Annotated in this window: 11 protein-coding genes and 2 pseudogenes; 11 read left to right on the top strand and 2 right to left on the bottom strand. The window is 62.6% G+C overall.

The window, feature by feature from the left end; all coding sequences use genetic code 11:
* The first annotated feature begins 158 nt into the window (after window positions 1–158).
* From FSO04_RS16750 to FSO04_RS16740, 3 genes are all read left to right on the top strand, one after another.
* Window positions 159–692 (top strand): periplasmic heavy metal sensor, encoded by a 534-nt coding sequence (locus FSO04_RS16750; RefSeq protein ID WP_154560739.1) that lies wholly within the window; start codon window positions 159–161, stop codon window positions 690–692.
* A gap of 74 nt (window positions 693–766) precedes the next feature.
* Entirely contained in the window at window positions 767–2,308 is a 1,542-nt protein-coding gene (locus tag FSO04_RS16745; protein ID WP_154560738.1) for a DUF1800 family protein, read from the top strand.
* Window positions 2,309–2,313: 5 nt separating this feature from the next.
* Entirely contained in the window at window positions 2,314–3,462 is a 1,149-nt protein-coding gene (locus FSO04_RS16740; RefSeq protein ID WP_154560737.1) for a DUF1501 domain-containing protein, read from the top strand.
* A 95-nt stretch (window positions 3,463–3,557) separates the two neighbouring features.
* On the opposite strand, the gene FSO04_RS16735 is transcribed toward FSO04_RS16740, so the two are convergent.
* On the bottom strand, window positions 3,558–3,929 hold the full coding sequence (locus FSO04_RS16735; RefSeq protein ID WP_168435711.1) for a BON domain-containing protein: 372 nt from the start codon (window positions 3,927–3,929) through the stop codon (window positions 3,558–3,560).
* A 203-nt stretch (window positions 3,930–4,132) separates the two neighbouring features.
* On the opposite strand from FSO04_RS16735, the gene FSO04_RS16730 reads away from it, so the two are divergent.
* Window positions 4,133–5,425 (top strand): MFS transporter, encoded by a 1,293-nt coding sequence (locus tag FSO04_RS16730; protein ID WP_154560735.1) that lies wholly within the window; start codon window positions 4,133–4,135, stop codon window positions 5,423–5,425.
* Window positions 5,426–5,528: 103 nt separating this feature from the next.
* Complete coding sequence (locus FSO04_RS16725; RefSeq protein ID WP_154560734.1) at window positions 5,529–6,422, top strand: IclR family transcriptional regulator; 894 nt, start codon at window positions 5,529–5,531, stop codon at window positions 6,420–6,422.
* A gap of 52 nt (window positions 6,423–6,474) precedes the next feature.
* Here FSO04_RS16725 and FSO04_RS16720 read toward each other — a convergent pair whose 3' ends face one another.
* Window positions 6,475–8,280: an acyl-CoA dehydrogenase gene (locus FSO04_RS16720; RefSeq protein ID WP_154560733.1), complete on the bottom strand. Its 1,806-nt coding sequence runs from the start codon at window positions 8,278–8,280 to the stop codon at window positions 6,475–6,477.
* Between the two features lie 265 nt (window positions 8,281–8,545).
* On the opposite strand from FSO04_RS16720, the gene FSO04_RS16715 reads away from it, so the two are divergent.
* From FSO04_RS16715 to FSO04_RS16690, 6 genes and pseudogenes are all read left to right on the top strand, one after another.
* On the top strand, window positions 8,546–9,319 hold the full coding sequence (locus tag FSO04_RS16715) for an SDR family oxidoreductase (protein ID WP_154560732.1): 774 nt from the start codon (window positions 8,546–8,548) through the stop codon (window positions 9,317–9,319).
* Window positions 9,320–9,543: 224 nt separating this feature from the next.
* The gene (locus tag FSO04_RS16710) at window positions 9,544–11,280 is read left to right on the top strand and encodes a long-chain fatty acid--CoA ligase (RefSeq protein ID WP_154560731.1); all 1,737 of its coding nucleotides are present in this window, start codon (window positions 9,544–9,546) and stop codon (window positions 11,278–11,280) included.
* Window positions 11,277–12,833, top strand: coding sequence for a class I adenylate-forming enzyme family protein (locus FSO04_RS16705; protein ID WP_154560730.1), 1,557 nt, complete (start codon window positions 11,277–11,279; stop codon window positions 12,831–12,833). The genes FSO04_RS16710 and FSO04_RS16705 overlap by 4 nt, the downstream gene beginning before the upstream one ends.
* A 63-nt stretch (window positions 12,834–12,896) precedes the next feature.
* Window positions 12,897–13,488: pseudogene (locus FSO04_RS16700) on the top strand (SDR family NAD(P)-dependent oxidoreductase).
* A gap of 49 nt (window positions 13,489–13,537) precedes the next feature.
* Window positions 13,538–13,642 (top strand): annotated as a pseudogene (locus FSO04_RS16695) (IS6 family transposase); the annotation flags it as partial.
* Between the two features lie 74 nt (window positions 13,643–13,716).
* On the top strand, window positions 13,717–16,608 hold the full coding sequence (locus FSO04_RS16690) for an autotransporter family protein (protein ID WP_199203037.1): 2,892 nt from the start codon (window positions 13,717–13,719) through the stop codon (window positions 16,606–16,608).
* Window positions 16,609–16,681 lie beyond the last annotated feature (73 nt).

Genomic DNA, 16,681 nt, shown 5'->3' with positions numbered 1-16,681 from the left:
TGGTCGGGTGCGGCGGTGGCAGGCGTCGGCGTGCTGGGCGGAGTGGCCGGCGCCTTCGCGGTCTCGTTCTTTGTGTTGACGGGGACGGTTCCGCAAATGCATGAGTCCTCTTATTTAACTTCGAGTTTCGGTGGTTCGTCCGCCGATTGGAGCGGCGAATGAACGGCCGGTCATGGAAAATCGTGCTGGTGGCTTCGCTGGTGCTCAACGTGTTTCTGCTGGGCGCGATTGTCGGGGGTGCTTATCAATGGTTTGCGGCGCATGGCGCGACTACCACGGTGCTGGCGCAGCAGCGCACGGCGTTGCGCTTTGCTGCCGAAACGCTGCCGGCCGAGCGTCAGAAGGCTTTTATCGACGGCCTGAAGAATGCGCGCCGCGAGGGCAAGCAGTTTGCCCGCGAGGGCCGTGAGGGACGTCACGAAGTGTTGCGTTTGCTCGCCGCGCCGCAGTTCGATCGCGCGGCACTGGACGCAGCGTTGGCCCGCACGCGTGAGGCCGACAGCAGCTTGCGCGCGCAAGTGGAGGGCAGTGTGGCGGATTTTGCGGCGACGCTGTCGCCTGAGGAGCGCATCCAATTCGCCGACAGCCTGAAGCTGCGCGGACAGTGGCGTGAACCGCAGCAGGCCGCCAACGCGAACAAACCACCGAAGCCGGCCGCAAGTGAATCTTCGAGTGAATCGTCGGGCGAATAAAAAATTCTGAACGGCCGCGACGGATTTGAGCGTGGCGGTCGTTTAAAGAAATATCCAACGCCCAAGAGGATGGTATGGCCACATCACCGAACATGAATGCCGCGGCGATTGCGCTGAACCGCTTCGGCCTCGGCGCGCGTGCCGACGATACGCCGCCCGCCGACCCGAAGGGATGGCTGCTCGCGCAGTTCGAGCAATATCAGCCGCGGCCTGCCGCGTGGGCGAGCCAGCCTGATTCGGTGGCACTGTCCGGCGAACTGGCACAGCAGCGCATGCAGTTGAATCAACTGAACCGGCAGACCCAACAGAACGCCAACGAAGGCGCAGCCGCCAGCCAGACGAATGCGCAAACCAACCCGCAAACCAACCCGCAAACCACCGGGCAAAGCGCATCAGAAACCGCCGCACAAACTGCTAAGCAAGCCGAACGAAAAGCGCTGCGCGGGGAAATTCTCGACATGTACCGTTCCTCGGTGAACGCGCGGGTTGCTAGCGCGCTGACCACAGAGACGCCTTTCATCGAGCGGCTGGTTCATTTTTGGGCGAATCACTTCGCGGTGTCGACGGAAAAGCCCGCCGTCGCGGCACTGGCCGGTTCATTCGAAGCGGAAGCGATCCGCCCGCACGTGCTTGGCCGTTTCGAAGACATGCTGGTCGCCGTCGAACGTCATCCGGCCATGCAGTTGTTTCTCGATCAGACGCGTTCGGTTGGGCCGGACAGCATGGCGGCCATGCGCGCCGCGGAGCGCAATCCGAACGTCAAACGCGGTCTGAATGAGAACCTGGCGCGCGAAATTATGGAGTTGCACACGCTCGGCGTGCGCAGCGGCTATAGCCAGGACGACGTCACCGAATTCGCCCGCGCGCTGACCGGCTGGAGCCTTGCCGGCAATCCGGGCAATCCTGGCAATGCCGGCAACCCGCGCGGGCAGGGTCTGCAGACGAACGCCGCTCCAGGCACGTTTGTGTTTCGCGTCGCGCTGCACGAACCGGGTTCGCGAACCATCATGGGCCGCCGCTACGACCAGCCGGGAGAAAAGCAGGCGCTGGCGATCCTGCACGACCTCGCGAGCGCGCCCGCGACGGCGCAGCACATCGGCGGCAAGCTTGCCCGTCACTTCGTCGCGGACAATCCGCCGCCGGACGTAAGCGAGCGATTGGCGAATGCGTTCGCGCGCAGCGGCGGCGATCTGCCGACCGTGTATCGGACGCTGCTCGACATGCCGCAGGCGTGGTCGCCGGCCGCGGTGAAGTTCAAGACGCCGTGGGAATGGACCATTTCTTCGATGCGCGGGCTCGGCTGGCAGGACATCGGCAACATGCAGGCCGCGCCCATCCTGACGCAACTCGGTCAGCCGGTATGGCGGCCGGGTTCGCCTGCGGGCTACGACGACATTGCCGCGAGCTGGGCGGCGCCCGATGCGCTGGTGCGCCGGGTCGAAGTGGCACAGCGTTTCGCGTCGCGGGTCGGCGACCGGCTCGATGCGCGCTCGCTCGGCCAGACTTTGCTGGCCGGCTCGCTCAGTGCGCCGACTGCCGCGGCCGTGTCGCGTGCCGAAAGCGCATCGACGGCGATCGCCCTGTTGCTGGTCTCGCCGGATTTTCAACGGAGATGAACGCCATGTTTTCACGCCGCAAATTTCTCAGCGTGGCCGCTGCCGGCGCGGGCGCGATTCTCGTATCGCCACGGATCGCGTTTGCCAGCGTCGCCACGGATCGCCGCTTCGTGTTCGTGATCCAGCGCGGTGCGGCCGATGGCCTGAACATCGTCGTGCCGTACGCCGAACCCGCCTACGCGACACTGCGCGGTGCGCTTGCGATCGATGCATCCAAGGCGACCCGGCTCGACGGCACCTTCGCGCTGCATCCCTCGCTGGTGCAGACCGCCGCGATGTATGCGGATCGTCAAGCGCTGTTCGTGCACGCGGTAGCGTCGCCGTATCGCGACCGCTCGCACTTCGACGGGCAGAACGTGCTGGAGACCGGCGGCACCTCGCCGTATCAGATGAAGGACGGCTGGCTGAACCGGCTCGTCGCATCGATGCCCGCTACGCGCGAGAATGCGATCGCCTTCGCGCCGACCGTGCCGATGGCGCTGCGCGGCAACGCGCCGGTGACCTCGTACGCGCCCTCGGGGTTGCCGCAGGCGCCTGACGATCTGCTCATGCGGGTCTCGCAGTTGTACGACCAGGATGCGCAATTGCGCCCGCTATGGGAGTCGGCCATGACCGCACGCGGACTCGCGGGCGACGCCGGAGCGCGTCAGGACCCGGTGAGCCTCGGTAAGCTCGCCGCTGGTTTTCTGTCACGCGACGATGGCCCGCGCATTGCGATGATCGAAACCGGTGGCTGGGACACGCACACTGCGCAGAACGCACGCCTCGCCAATCAGTTGAAAGCGCTCGACACGATGCTGGCGGCGTTGCGCGACGGCATGGGGCCGTTGTGGAGCAAGACCACCGTGGTGGTGGCAACCGAGTTCGGCAGAACCGCCGCCGCCAACGGCACGGGGGGCACCGATCATGGCACCGGCTCGGTGGCGATGATGCTGGGCGGCGCGGTGGCGGGCGGACGTGTGCTCGCCGACTGGCCTGGCCTGAAACCGGGCGACCTATACGAAGCGCGCGACCTCAAGCCGACAATGTCGCTGGATGCGTTGCTCGCCGGCGCCGCAAGCGAAAGCCTCGGACTCGATCCGCAGCGTACGGCCGCCACATTGTTCGGCCAGACCGGGGCCATGCGCCCGATCACAGGGCTCGTGCGCGCATAAGCTGAAAACCGCCAGAACGACAGGCAGCGCCGCAAATTGGCTCTTGCGGCGCTACCTGTCGTAACTGGTCGTCGTTCGTCAATCGTCAGACGCGATCAACCCCCACCGCCGCCGCCCTGCGTGCCGAGCGTCAGCTTGTTGTTCACCGACGTCACGCCTGCAACGCCCTTGGCCACTTCCTCAGCTTGTGGGATTTGCGCGCCATCGGGCACCGTTCCAGTCAACGTCACCGCACCGCTGCGCGCCTTGACAAACACGTTCGACACATCAAAACCCTGCGCTTTGCCCAAAGCTTTGCGCACGGCCAGACCCAACTTGCGGTCCGTGCTCTTCATCGCTTTCGAATTCGGAGCCGGTGCCATCATGCTGCCCGACGCCATCGCGTCGCTCGACTGGGCATAGGCGCTGGACGCAGTCGCCACACACAATGCGATGCCGAGCGCCTTCAAAAGATTGACTGTTTTCACGTTTTCTCCATTCCTCGAAAAGTTGATTTCGCATCGTTGCATGCAAAAAACACGCGCCTGCAAGCACTTTGCAGCCCGCATGGAGCCTCCGGTCTTGTAGAAGAGTGACGTCGTGAAGCTCCCGGCGCGCTTAAACAATACTCCAGCAAACGCGCGAGCGTTGAAAAAACTGACCTGGCCGCCCGTCGCCCGATTCGCCTATCATGACGGCTTCGATCATCCGGGGCGAACCGCAGATGTCTGATGGCGTACAGCAACAACTACTCGAACCGCGCACGGATGCCGCTGCATCGTCGATCGATTATGGCTTGTGGGCACTGACCTTCAGCTACGTACTGAGTCAGTTTTTCCGTAGTTATATCGCTGTGATTTCCACCCAGTTGATCGGTGATTTTCATTTCTCTCCGCAAATGTTCGGCTGGTTCGCGGGCTCGTTCTTCCTCGTGTTCGCCATCGCGCAACTGCCGGTCGGCGTCATGTTCGACCGCTACGGCGTGCGCGGACCGACCGCGCTTTTGATGGGCATCGGCGCCGTGTGTGCCGGCATCCTTTCGATGACGACGAGCGCAACAGTGGCGCTTATGGCGCAAGCCGGCATCGGACTGGGTTGCGCGCCGATCTTTATGGGGCTGCTCAACTACGTGCTCCATACCGGCCACGGCACGCGCAATGTACGCGCTGTCACGACCGCGAGCGCGATCGGCATGGCGGGCGCATTGCTGGCCGCATTTCCTCTGAGCCGTGCGACGGCCAGCTTCGGCTGGCGTCCGGTCATGGTTACCGCTTCGTTAGCCATGCTATGCGCGACGCTTGGCGTCGTATGCTTCGTGCGCCGGCGCGATGCAGCCGTGCATGAACAGAGCCTCGCTGCATCGCAACATGCGGCAAGCGCGGTGAAACGGCGCACCGGCTTCTGGACCTTGATGCCGGCCTGCCTCGCGCTCTCGGTCGGCAGCACGTTCCGTACGTCATGGGGTGGGCCGTATCTCGCCGACGTCTACGGCTTCGACGTTATCGCGCGCGGCAATGCAATGACCATCACCAGCGTGATCGGGATCGCCGCATCCTTCTGTATTCCGGTGGTCGTGCGGTTCTGTGCACCCAAGCTTATTTCGTTGCTGTGGCTGATTGCCGGCGTGCTGGCGGCACTGGTGCTCGCGGTCAGTCCGGACGGAAACTGGGGCGTCAGTGTCGCGTTGATCTGCGTGTTGTTCTCGGTCGGCTCGATCCATCCGCTCGTGATGTCGCAAGCGCGTGCCATCATTGCACCGCGCCGGCTCGGCCTCGGTCTGGGCCTGCTCAACAGCCTCGTTTTTCTCGGCGTGGCGCTGACCAGCAGTTGTTTCGGCTGGATCGCGGGTGTCGCCAAACGGGCGCATCTATCGAACGCGGGGATCTATTCGGCGTTGTTTGCCGTGACGGTCGTGCCGCTTGCGATCGGCGCGGTCGTTTACTTTTTCAGTCCAGTGGTATCCGCGCCGACCGAAGAAGTCTGAGCGGTTTTTTGCGTTTGTCTATAATTCCGCAGCCCGGAACACTCTCTATCCGGGCTATGGTTTGTCCTTCGGATGGTACCGTTTCGCGGGAGCGCGTTTCATTTTGAGCAAAACCAATCAAAGCCCGATCGATAACCCGGTTGAGGACCCGAGCGCGGGAGACGGTGAGCAGACACCCGCTGCATCCGTTAGCGCAAATTCGGTTCTCGCGAGCCGGACGGCGCACGAGGCGCACAAGGACGACCGGCATTTCGTCACGGCACTCGCGCGCGGGCTCGAGGTGCTGGCGTGTTTTCGCTCAGGCGACAAATCGCTGAGCAATCAGGAACTCGCATTGCGCTGCAAGCTGCCGAAATCGACGGTATCGCGTCTGACCCACACGCTGACGCTGCTCGGCTATCTGATTCATTTGAAAGAGAGCGGCAAATACCGGCTTGGCACGGCTTCGCTCGCGCTGGGCAGCGCGATGCTGGCCCGGCTCGATGTCCGCAAGATCGCCCGGCCGGTGATGCAGGAATTGGCTGATGTCATCGGCGCAACCGTGTCGTTGGGTACGCGCGACCGGCTCTCGATGATCTATGTGGAAAATTGCCGGGCCTCAGTTGCGCTCACGCTGACGCTGGAAGTCGGTTCGCGTATTCCGGTCGCCACGTCCGCGATTGGCCGGGCGTGGCTCGCGGCGATCCCTGAACACGATCGTCTCAGCTTCATGGAGCAGGTGCGTGAGCTCGATCACGTCCAGTGGCCGAAAACCCGCCGCGGCATCGAGAATGCGCTCGAAGATTACCGCACGCTCGGCGTGACGACTTCTTTCGGGGACTGGCAGAAAGAGGTGAACGGCATCGCGCGTGCGTTCCAGCCGGGTGGTGAGTTGCCGATCATGGCGATCAATGTTGGCGGACCTTCGTTCAGGCTCTCGAAGGAATTCCTGCTCGAAGAAGTGCGGCCACGTCTGATCGACGTGGTGACGCAGTTGGAAGTCGCGCTGTCGCATTGAGCAGTGTCTGGCGGTATCAAGCGGCATCGAAAGCCGCATTGAGCGGTAGCGCTTAGAACCACTGAGGCGCCATGCTGAACGTCGTATCGTCGAGACTGCGCAACGTGGCGAGCATCAGCGAGACGCGCGGCAATTCCCAATGGAAGAACCATTGGCAAGCATGCAGCTTGCCGCGATAGAAGTCACCGTCGGCCTGGCTCTTCGCCTCAGGTAGCGCGGCGCTTGCAACGATCGCCTGGCGCAACCACGTCCACGCAATCACGATATGACCGAACGCTTCGAGAAAAGCATTCGCGTTGGCGAGCGCGCGTTCGCTTTCGCTGGCGAGCGTGGGCAATAACGCTTCGACCGTGCTGGCCAATTCGCTCCATGCCTGGCTGAGTGAATCGGCATACGCTTGCAGTGCCGGATGAACGCGAGCCGAGTCGACGCTGCGCTGTATTTCACGCCCCAACAGCTTCAGCGCCGCGCCCTGTTTCATCACGACTTTGCGGCCGAGCAGATCGATCGCCTGGATACCGTGCGTGCCTTCGTGAATCAAGTTCAGGCGATTGTCGCGGTAGAACTGCTCGACCGGATATTCACGCGTATAGCCATAGTCGCCGTGAATCTGGATCGCCAGACTATTCGCTTCGAGGCACCACTGCGAGGGCCACGACTTCACCACCGGCGTCAGCAGATCGAGCAGCAGGCCCGCTTCGGCGCGTGCGGTGTCGCTCTCGCCGGTGTTCTGTTCATCGACGAGGCGCGCCGCGTACAGGCACAGCGCGTACGCGCCTTCCACATAAGCTTTTTGTGCGAGCAGCATGCGGCGCACGTCAGCGTGTTCGATCAACGGCAATTGCGGATCGAGCGGATTCTTGTTATCCGGGCGACGTCCTTGCGGCCGTTCGCGCGCGTAATCGAGCGATGCCAGATAGCCGCGATAGCCGAGCATGACTGCACCGAGGCCGACGCCGATGCGTGCCTCGTTCATCATGTGGAACATATACGCGAGACCGTGATGCGGTTCGCCCACCAGCTCGCCGATGCATTCGCCGCGCTCGCCGAACGACAGCATCGTCGACGTGGTGCCGCGCCAGCCCATCTTGTGAATCAAACCCGCGAGCGCGACGTCGTTGCGCGCACCGCGGCTGCCGTCGTCATTCACATGGAATTTCGGCACCGTGAAGAGCGAGATGCCTTTGACGCCCGGCGGCCCGCCGGGAATGCGCGCCAGCACCAGGTGAACGATGTTCTCGCTCAACTCGTGATCGCCGCCCGAAATGAAAATCTTGTTGCCGCGGATCGAATAGGTGCCGTCTTCGTTAGGCGTTGCACTGGCGACGAGGTCCGAGAGGCTCGAGCCCGCTTGCGGCTCGGTCAGCGCCATTGTCCCGAACGCGCGGCCTTCGAATAAGGCCTGCAGATACTTGCGTTTCTGCGCGGCGCTGCCGAAACGCTCGATCACGTTCGCATTCGCCGTGGTCAGCATCGCGTAAGACGAGGTGGCGATGTTGGCGCTCTTGAAGAGCGACAGGCACGCAAAGGCAATCACCGAGGGCAACTGCATGCCGCCCCATTCGTAGTCTTTGCCTGCCGCAAGGAAACCGGCGGAGCGGAACGCGTCGAGTGCGTCTTTGACCTCGGCGGGCATCGTGACGCGTTGACCGTCGAATTGCGGTTCGTGCTCGTCCGAAAGACGGTTGTGCGGTGCGAACTTTTCGGCGGCGACCGCATGAGCGGTTTCGAGCGCCGCGTTGAAAGTCTCACGAGTGTGGTCGGCGTGGCGCGCGCGCTGAGTGAGCGTCTCGGCCTCGAGCACCTCGAACAACTGGAATTCCAGATCACGCGAGTTGATGATCAGCGCATCTTGCATGGGAGAAGACCCGTCCAAAGGTAAGCCGCTATGCAGAACAACTACGCGACAAGCGCGGAAACCCACGAAATCGCATAGACGCGGCTCGATTAAAAAGTGCGGTATTCGGGTAAGTCCCGGTGACCCGCCCATCGTCGATGCATGTCAGTTTAAATCAAAAGTGAATGATCGTGCTTTTATTTACAGGCTGAATTTCGGCACGTATGATGGTTGGAAAATCTGGAATGAAAGTCTGCATTGCAGAACAACCTGGAGGAGCGTCGTAATGTCTGTGAAAGACCTGTTTCAACTGGACGGCAAGGTTGCACTGATCACCGGAGGCTCGCGCGGGCTAGGCCTGCAAATGGCTGAAGCACTCGGAGAAATGGGCTGTCGCGTGGCGATCACCGCGCGTAAGGCCGATGAACTCGCCGAAGCAAAAATGCATCTGCAAAGCCGGGGTATCGAAGTACAGACCATCGTCAACGATCTGCAGCGCTTCGAGGGTATCCCCGGTCTCGTGGACGAAGTGCTCGGCCTGCATGGCAGCATCGACATTCTCGTGAACAACGCGGGCGCGACATGGGGCGCACCTGCCGAGGACTATCCCGACGAAGCGTGGCACAAGGTGATGAATCTGAATGTCCATGCGCCGTTTTTTGTCGCTCGTGAAGTCGGCAAGCGCAGCATGATCCCGCGTCGTGCGGGCAAGATCATCAACATCGCGTCGGTGGCGGGGCTGAAGGGTTCGCCACCCGGCATGAACACGATTGCGTACAACACCTCCAAGGCCGCGGCGATTAACTTCACGCGTGCGCTCGCCGCGGAATGGGGCAAGTACAACATCAACGTCAACGCGATTTGCCCGGGATTTTTCCCGTCGAAGATGTCGGCGGGCTTGCTCGACAAACTCGAAGACAACATCGTCTCGCGCACGCCGTTGCAGCGTCTCGGCGGCGACGAGGACCTCAAAGGTCCGATCGTGTTCCTCGCGAGTGAAGCGTCGCGTCATATCACGGGCCAGTATTTCGCGGTGGATGGCGGCTCGATCATTGTTTGATTGAGAGGTCTCGCATACGCTGCGTTTTGCGGACGGCCCTGACGAAGTGCACCGTAACGCCATTGCGAAGATGGAGCTTGGGCGCCACCTCGGTCGTTCTTGAAGCCGCTGATTCAACTGATTTCCCTGATTCATTAGCCAGCCGCGACCGTCACGCGGCGGATGTGAACGAAGCGCGCACCATCCGTGTGAAACGCGCACAGACAGTAAGGCAGGAGACGCCGATGAACGAACGCCATCACCCGAATTGGCCGCCGCAAGTGCCAAAGCATCTGACGCTGCCCGAGACCAACATTTTCTATAACGCCGAGGTGTCGGCGGCGCGTTTTCCCAACAAGCCGTTCATCGTCTTCTACGACACGCCGGTTACCTTCGGCGAGTTCAAGGACGAAACCGAGCGTATCGCGGGATTTCTCCTGCAGGAATGTCATGTCAAAGCGGGCGACCGCGTGCTGCTTTACATGCAGAACAGCCCGCAATGGATCATCGCTTACTACGGGATCCTGCGTGCGAACTCCGTTGTGGTGCCGGTCAATCCGATGAACATGAGCGGCGAACTGGCGCATTACGTCGAGGACAGCGAGGCGACCACGATCATCGCGCCGCAATGCCTGTTCGCGAACGTCGAGCCGCTGATCGGCAGGGGGCCGGGGAAGGGCATCGAGCACGTAGTCGTCGCGACGTACAGCGATTATCTGAAGCGGCCATCGCCGATTCCCGTGCCGGAATTCGTGGCGGCGCCGCGCAAGACCTTCAATATCCCCGGCGTCACGCCCTGGCGCGAGGTGCTCGAACGGCATATCGCGCCGGGTCCGCTCACCACCGGTCCAGACGATCTGTGCGTGATGCCGTACACGTCCGGCACCACCGGCAAGCCCAAGGGCTGCATGCATACCCACCGCAGCGTGATGAGCACGCTGCTCGGCGGCTGCGTCTGGTTCTCGGCACCGCCGGACGGTGTGTATCTATCGATATTGCCGTTCTTTCACGTGACCGGCATGCAAGGCGGCATGAACAGCGCGGTCTTCTCCGGCGCCACGATTATCGTGTTGCCGCGCTGGGATCGGGAAGCGGCGGCGCTATGCATGCAGAAATATCGCGTGACCGCGTGGCAGTCGATCACGGCGATGATGGTCGATTTTCTGTCGAACCCGAAGCTCGGCGAATACGATCTGTCGAGCCTGACGGGCGCACGCGGCGGCGGCGCAGCGATGCCGGACGCGATTGCCAGAAAGCTGAAGTCGTTGACGGGGCTCGATTACGTCGAAGGCTACGGCATGTCGGAGACGATCGCCGGCACGCACATCAATCCCCCGCATCGGCCGAAGCCGCAGTGCCTGGGCATTCCCGTATTCGATGTGGACTCGCGCGTGATCGATCCGGTCACGTTGCAGGAACTACCGCAAGGCGAAACCGGCGAGATTATCGTGAACGCGCCGCAGGTGATGCAAGGCTACTGGCGCAATCCCAAAGCGACTGAAGAAGCGTTTATCGAACTCGACGGCAAGCGTTTTCTGCGTACCGGCGACCTCGGTCATATCGACGAGGACGGGTATTTCTTCATGACCGATCGCCTCAAGCGCATGATCAATGCTTCGGGTTACAAGGTGTGGCCCGCGGAAGTCGAGGCGCTCATGTACCGGCATCCCGCGATCCACGAGGTGTGCGTGATCGGCGTGAAGGACGTGAAGCGCGGCGAAACCGTCAAGGCGCTGGTGGTGCCCGCAGCGGCGCATGCCGGCACGATCACCGAGCAGGAGATCATCGACTGGGCGCATGAACAGATGGCGTCTTACAAGGCGCCGCGCATTGTCGAGTTCGTGACGTCGCTGCCTAAGTCTGGCAGCGGCAAGATTCTGTGGCGCAAGTTGCAGGAAGAGGATGCGGCACGCACGGCCGCGGCCAGTGAGAACAACGGTAGCAACGGCAGCACTGGCAGCACAGGAGGCGCCTCGTCATGACATGGCTCGAAGCCTTACTGGACGAACCGTTCGTCTGCATCACCGACATGCTCCGCCGCTTCGCCAAAGAACGTGGTGAGCACGCGGCATTGATCTGCGACGGCGAGATCGTGACTTATGCCGCGCTTGACGCACGAGTCGATCGCTTTGCCGCCGCATTGCAGCGCGACGGTATCAAGCCTAGCGACGCGATTGCGTTATGCGCGGCCGCCTCGGTGGAATACACCGTGGTGTTTCTCGGCGGGCTGCGGGCAGGGGCGGCGGTTGCGCCGCTCGCGCCGTCGTCGAGCGCGGGGAGTCTTGTCAGCATGATCGGCAACTCGGGTGCGCGATTGCTGTTCCTCGATGCCGACGTCAAGCGTCTCCTCGAACCGGTGGCCGCAGAGATCAGCGCAATCCCCGTCGCGCTGGATGCGCACGCAGGCAGCATGGCGCTTGAAGCGTGGCTCGCGCCCAAGGGCGCAACGCCTGAAGCCGTGACGATCGATCCGGCGTGGCCGTTCAACATCATCTATTCGTCAGGCACCACGGGTACGCCGAAAGGCATCGTGCAATCGCACGGCATGCGCTGGGCTTATGCGGTGCGCAGCATCCAACGCGGCTATGGCCCAGACGCCACGACGCTGATCTCCACACCGTTGTATTCGAACACGACGCTCGTGAGTTTCATGCCGACGCTGACATTCGGCGGCACAGTCGTGTTGATGCCGAAATTCGACGCCACACGCTATCTCGAGCTGGCGCAACAGTACCGCGTCACGCACACCATGCTGGTGCCGGTCCAGTATCAACGCTTGATGGCGCATCCGGACTTCGATCTTTACGACCTCTCCAGCTTCCAGGCCAAGTTCTGCACCAGCGCGCCGTTCGCGGCGAGCGTGAAGGCGGATGTGGTGCGCCGCTGGCCGGGCAAGCTCACCGAGTACTACGGCATGACCGAAGGCGGCGGCTCGTGTCAGTTGGAGGCCGACGAATATCCCACCAAGCTGCATACGGTCGGCAAACCGGTTGAAGGTCACGACATCCGTCTGATCGACGAACTCGGCAACGAGGTCGCAGCGGGCGAGGTCGGCGAAATCGTCGGCCATTCGCCCGCGATGATGACCGGCTACTACCGTCAACCGGACAAGACTGCCGAGGCGGAGTGGTACGACCTGAGCGGAAAGCGTTTCATCCGCACGGGCGACATGGGCCGTTTCGATGCAGACGGGTTTTTGACTCTCCTCGATCGCAAGAAGGACATGATCATTTCGGGCGGCTTCAACGTTTATCCGAGTGATCTCGAGGCTGAACTGTGCTCGCACCCGGATGTCGCGGATGTGGCCGTAGTGGGCGCGCAGTCGGAGCAGTGGGGCGAGACGCCGGTTGCGTTCGTGGTGCGTCGCCCGGCTGCACCGATCGACGCCGACACGCTGCTGAGCTGGGTCAACGCACGGCTCGGCAAGATGCAGCGGCTCTCCGCGCTGACCTTTGTCGATGCGTTGCCGCGCAGTCCGATCGGCAAGGTGCTGAAACGGGAATTGCGCGAGCAGTACTATCCCGCCGCGCGTTAGCACCGCGGATCGAGACGCCTGAATACACCTGGCTAAATACACCAACTGGCAATGGGACAAGGCATGGACAATTTTGAAGGCAAGGTTGCGGTAATCACCGGCGCGGGCTCCGGATTCGGCCGTGAGTTCGCACGGCTTGGCACCAAGCTGGGCATGCTGCTGGTACTCGCCGACGTACAACAGGACGCACTCGATGAAACCTTCGCCGAGGTGAGCGCGGCCGGCGCGCAGGCCATCGCGCGCCGCGTCGATGTCGCGAAGGGCGAGGAAATCGACTCACTGGCCCGCGCCACGCTCGACGCCTTCGGCGGCGTGCTCGGTGCTGTGCCCGTACTTCGTACTGACGGGGATTGCGAAGGCGCATCGCAATCGTCCGTCCGAACTGGACAACGACACGCCACTGACCTTATCGCAACGCGTGTCGCGAGTGATGAGCGAAAAGGCGGTGAGTTCGGGGAAGGTGAGTGCGCAAGAGGTCGCGGGTATGGTGTTCGATGCGATCCGCAAAGAGCAGTTCTATATCTTCTCGCATCCGCACGCGCTTGCCGCAGTGAAAACGCGCGCTGAGGATATCGTGACGCCGCGTAATCCGACTGATCCGTTTGCCGAGCGGCCTGATGTGCGTGTTCAGATTATCGAAGCGTTGAAGGGGTAATCCGAGTTGGATCGCGAAGGTGCTGAAACGGGTGCACTACCCAGTGGACATGATGCTGCCGTGTGTGCGATCGTACGTGGCGTATTCGCTGAGCCTGCGCAACCTCGAAGAGAAAATGGCCGAACGCGGGTTCGAGGTCGATCACAAAACGATAATACGGTGCCCTATGCGTGCTTTCGAGATCGTCAGTTCAGGTCGACCGGACGCCGTTCGCCCCCCGGCGTCGCAGTGCCTGCGTGGTATCGCATTTGCCTCCTGACGTTGCCTGTTTGCGTGCCGGCGCATGCGGATGTGACGCTACCCAGTTCGAACGGTCAGACCATCGCGCTCGATACCAACTATCCCGGTGAGTCCGTCTTCGTGCTGCCCCAAGGCGGGTCGATCGTCAACACGGGCGCCGCAGTAACCGGCGGCAGCGCGCAGAACTGGCAGTTCACCAACCTCGGCACCTTGCAGGGCGGATCGGCCACGACTGCCGCAGCGGCGCTCAAGCTCGGCAGCGCCAGCGCCAGGGCCGACCGGGTGGACAACTATGGCCTGATCAAGTCGCTCGCGACCCAGCAGAACGGACCTTCAGGCGTACAGTTCACCAATGGCGGAACCGTCTATAACTACGCCGGGGGCACCATTTCAGGTCCCGACGGCGTGCATACCGACCGTGCGTCCATGGCGGTCTACAACGACGGACAGATCGTCGGCACCGTGAGTTCAGGAGTCTATACGGGGCGAGGCGCGCTGGTCGACAACTCGTCGACGGGCACGATCAGCGGTAAGTATGGTGTCGTCTCGAACGGCGCGTATAACGTGACCGTGACGAATGCCGGACTCATTTCGGCCAGCAACTATGCACTGTGGTTCTTCGGCAGCGGACTCTACTCGGTCATCAATGAGGCGTCGGGTGTGATCCAGGGCGGCGACAGCAACGCACCGGCCGTGGACTTCGAAGGCGCAGCGCAAAGCCAGTTGCTCAACTACGGCACGATCCGCAACATGAGCGGTGCGGTCATGCGGTCAAAGGCCGACGACAACGTGTTGATCAACGCCGGCACCCTTCAGGCCGGAGCGAGCCGCGGTCCCGCCATCGACCTGACCGGCGACGGCAACCGCGTGTACAACCTCGGCACGATAACGGGGGCGGCCACAGCCGTGCGGTTCGACGGCGACAACAACACAATGATTCTCGGCACGCATGCTGAGTTCCCAGCGATCTCGCTCGTGGTGGACGGCCCAGGGTCGGTGCTCGGAGGCGACGTCGTCAGCAACGGTGCGAACAACGCCGTTGTGTTGACGGATAGCGGCAGCACGGGCGTCGCCATCAAAGGATTCGACTCGCTCACGATGCAGGGCGTCGACTGGACGCTGTCGGGGCAAGTCAACCTCACCGGAGCGACGGCTAGCGCGCTGTCGGTCCGGCAGGGCGTACTTCGATTGACAGGCATCCTCACGGACCCGGGCGGCACCGAGGTGGACCAGGGCGCCACGCTTCTCGTCGGCGACGCCGCGCACCGTGCCGCGACACTCTCGAGCGTTGGAGGCGTGACGGTCGACGGAACGCTGGGAGGATATGGGATCGTGAATGCAAACGTGCTCAATCGCGGGATGCTCACGGCAGCGGATGCCGCACCGCAGTTGCAGGGGCAAGGCCTCGGTACGCTCACGCTCATCGGCCAGATCCAGAACGATGGCACCATCGATCTGCGCGGCGCCGTGCCGGGGAATCAGCTTCACGTCCTCGGTAACTACGGTGGGCAGGGCGCGTTGCGTCTGAACACGCAGCTCGGGGGAGACGGGTCACCGACGGACCAGCTCGTTATCGACGGCGCGAACGGCGGAGCTGCCGTCACTGGCAGCACGGCCATCGGCATTACGAATGCCGGAGGCTTGGGCGCGCTCACGCAGACCGGCATCCGCGTGGTGGCGCTGACGAACGGCGCAGCGTCGGCCTCGACCGCTTTTACGCTCGCAGGTCGTGTGGTTGCTGGTCTCTATGAGTATGAAATCAGCCAGGATCCCGCCAGCGGGCAGTGGTATTTAGGCTCCTCGGTGCAACCGACGCCGACACCGACACCGACGCCGACACCGACACCGACACCGACACCGACACCGACTCCGACTCCGACTCCGACTCCGACTCCGACTCCGACTCCGACGCCCGTGCCTCGCTACCGGCCGGAGATCGGCGCCTATCTGGCGAATGTCTATGCTTCGGCGACCTTGTTCAATCACGAGCTGCGCGATCGTCTCGGCGCTACGAGCGGCGACTATCAGTCGACCCAGCCCCAGTCCGCCTTCGGTTCGAGCGCGTGGGCGAGAGTCGAGGGTGCGGGCGGGCACGCGAGCTTCGCGGACGGCCGGGGCGCCATGCACAACACGCGATGGCTGCTGCACATGGGCACCGACGTCGGGGCATGGCCGCTGACAGGGAGTGGCGACCGATTACATGTAGGCGTGATGGCCGCGTATGGGCACGTCGATACCAGCGCGACGGCCGCCGACAATCCGAACCGTGCGTCCGGCAGCGTGGACAGTTACGCGGCGGGGATCTACGGCACCTGGTTTCAGGACGACGTTCAGCGCCTGAGGACGTACGTCGATAGCTGGTTGATGTATGGCTGGCAGAACAGTAGCGTGAGCGGCGAAGGACTGCCTGCACAGTCCTATCACTCGCAGATCGCCAGCGCATCACTTGAAGGCGGCTATGCGTTCGGACCCGTCGGTCGTTACGGCATCGTGGTGACGCCGCTCGCGCAGGTCATCTGGAACGGCTACTTCGACCATACGGTGTTCGAATCCGCGACCGGAACGACAGTTGATTTCGTCCGCCCGAACGGGATGACGACGCGGCTCGGTGTGCGTGTCAATGGCACGATCGAGACGTCGGCGACGACGAGACTGCAGCCGTTCATCGAAACGGTCTGGCGCTACGAATACGGGCAATCGGAGCTGGCGATGAACGGGCGCATGGTGTCGGCGGACGGGGCGAGGAACCTCGCCGAGGTCAACATCGGTCTGAACGGCCAGTTCAATGCGCGCTGGCGCACGTGGTTGAAGGTCGGGGCGCAACTGGGCGGGATCGGGAAAGGCGTGAACGGTGGGTTGGGGCTGCGGTATGAGTATTAGCAGGTCGATGACATTCGGTCCCGTGTAAGTGGGCTTTGGGCGACAAGCGTTATGGACAGGAAGCAGCGCACCG

Origin of the sequence: Paraburkholderia madseniana (assembly GCF_009690905.1) — a bacterium.
Classification (GTDB): Bacteria; Pseudomonadota; Gammaproteobacteria; order Burkholderiales; family Burkholderiaceae; genus Paraburkholderia; species Paraburkholderia madseniana.
The sequence above is the reverse complement of the archived record's forward strand: the minus strand, read 5'-3'. Positions and strand labels throughout refer to the sequence as shown.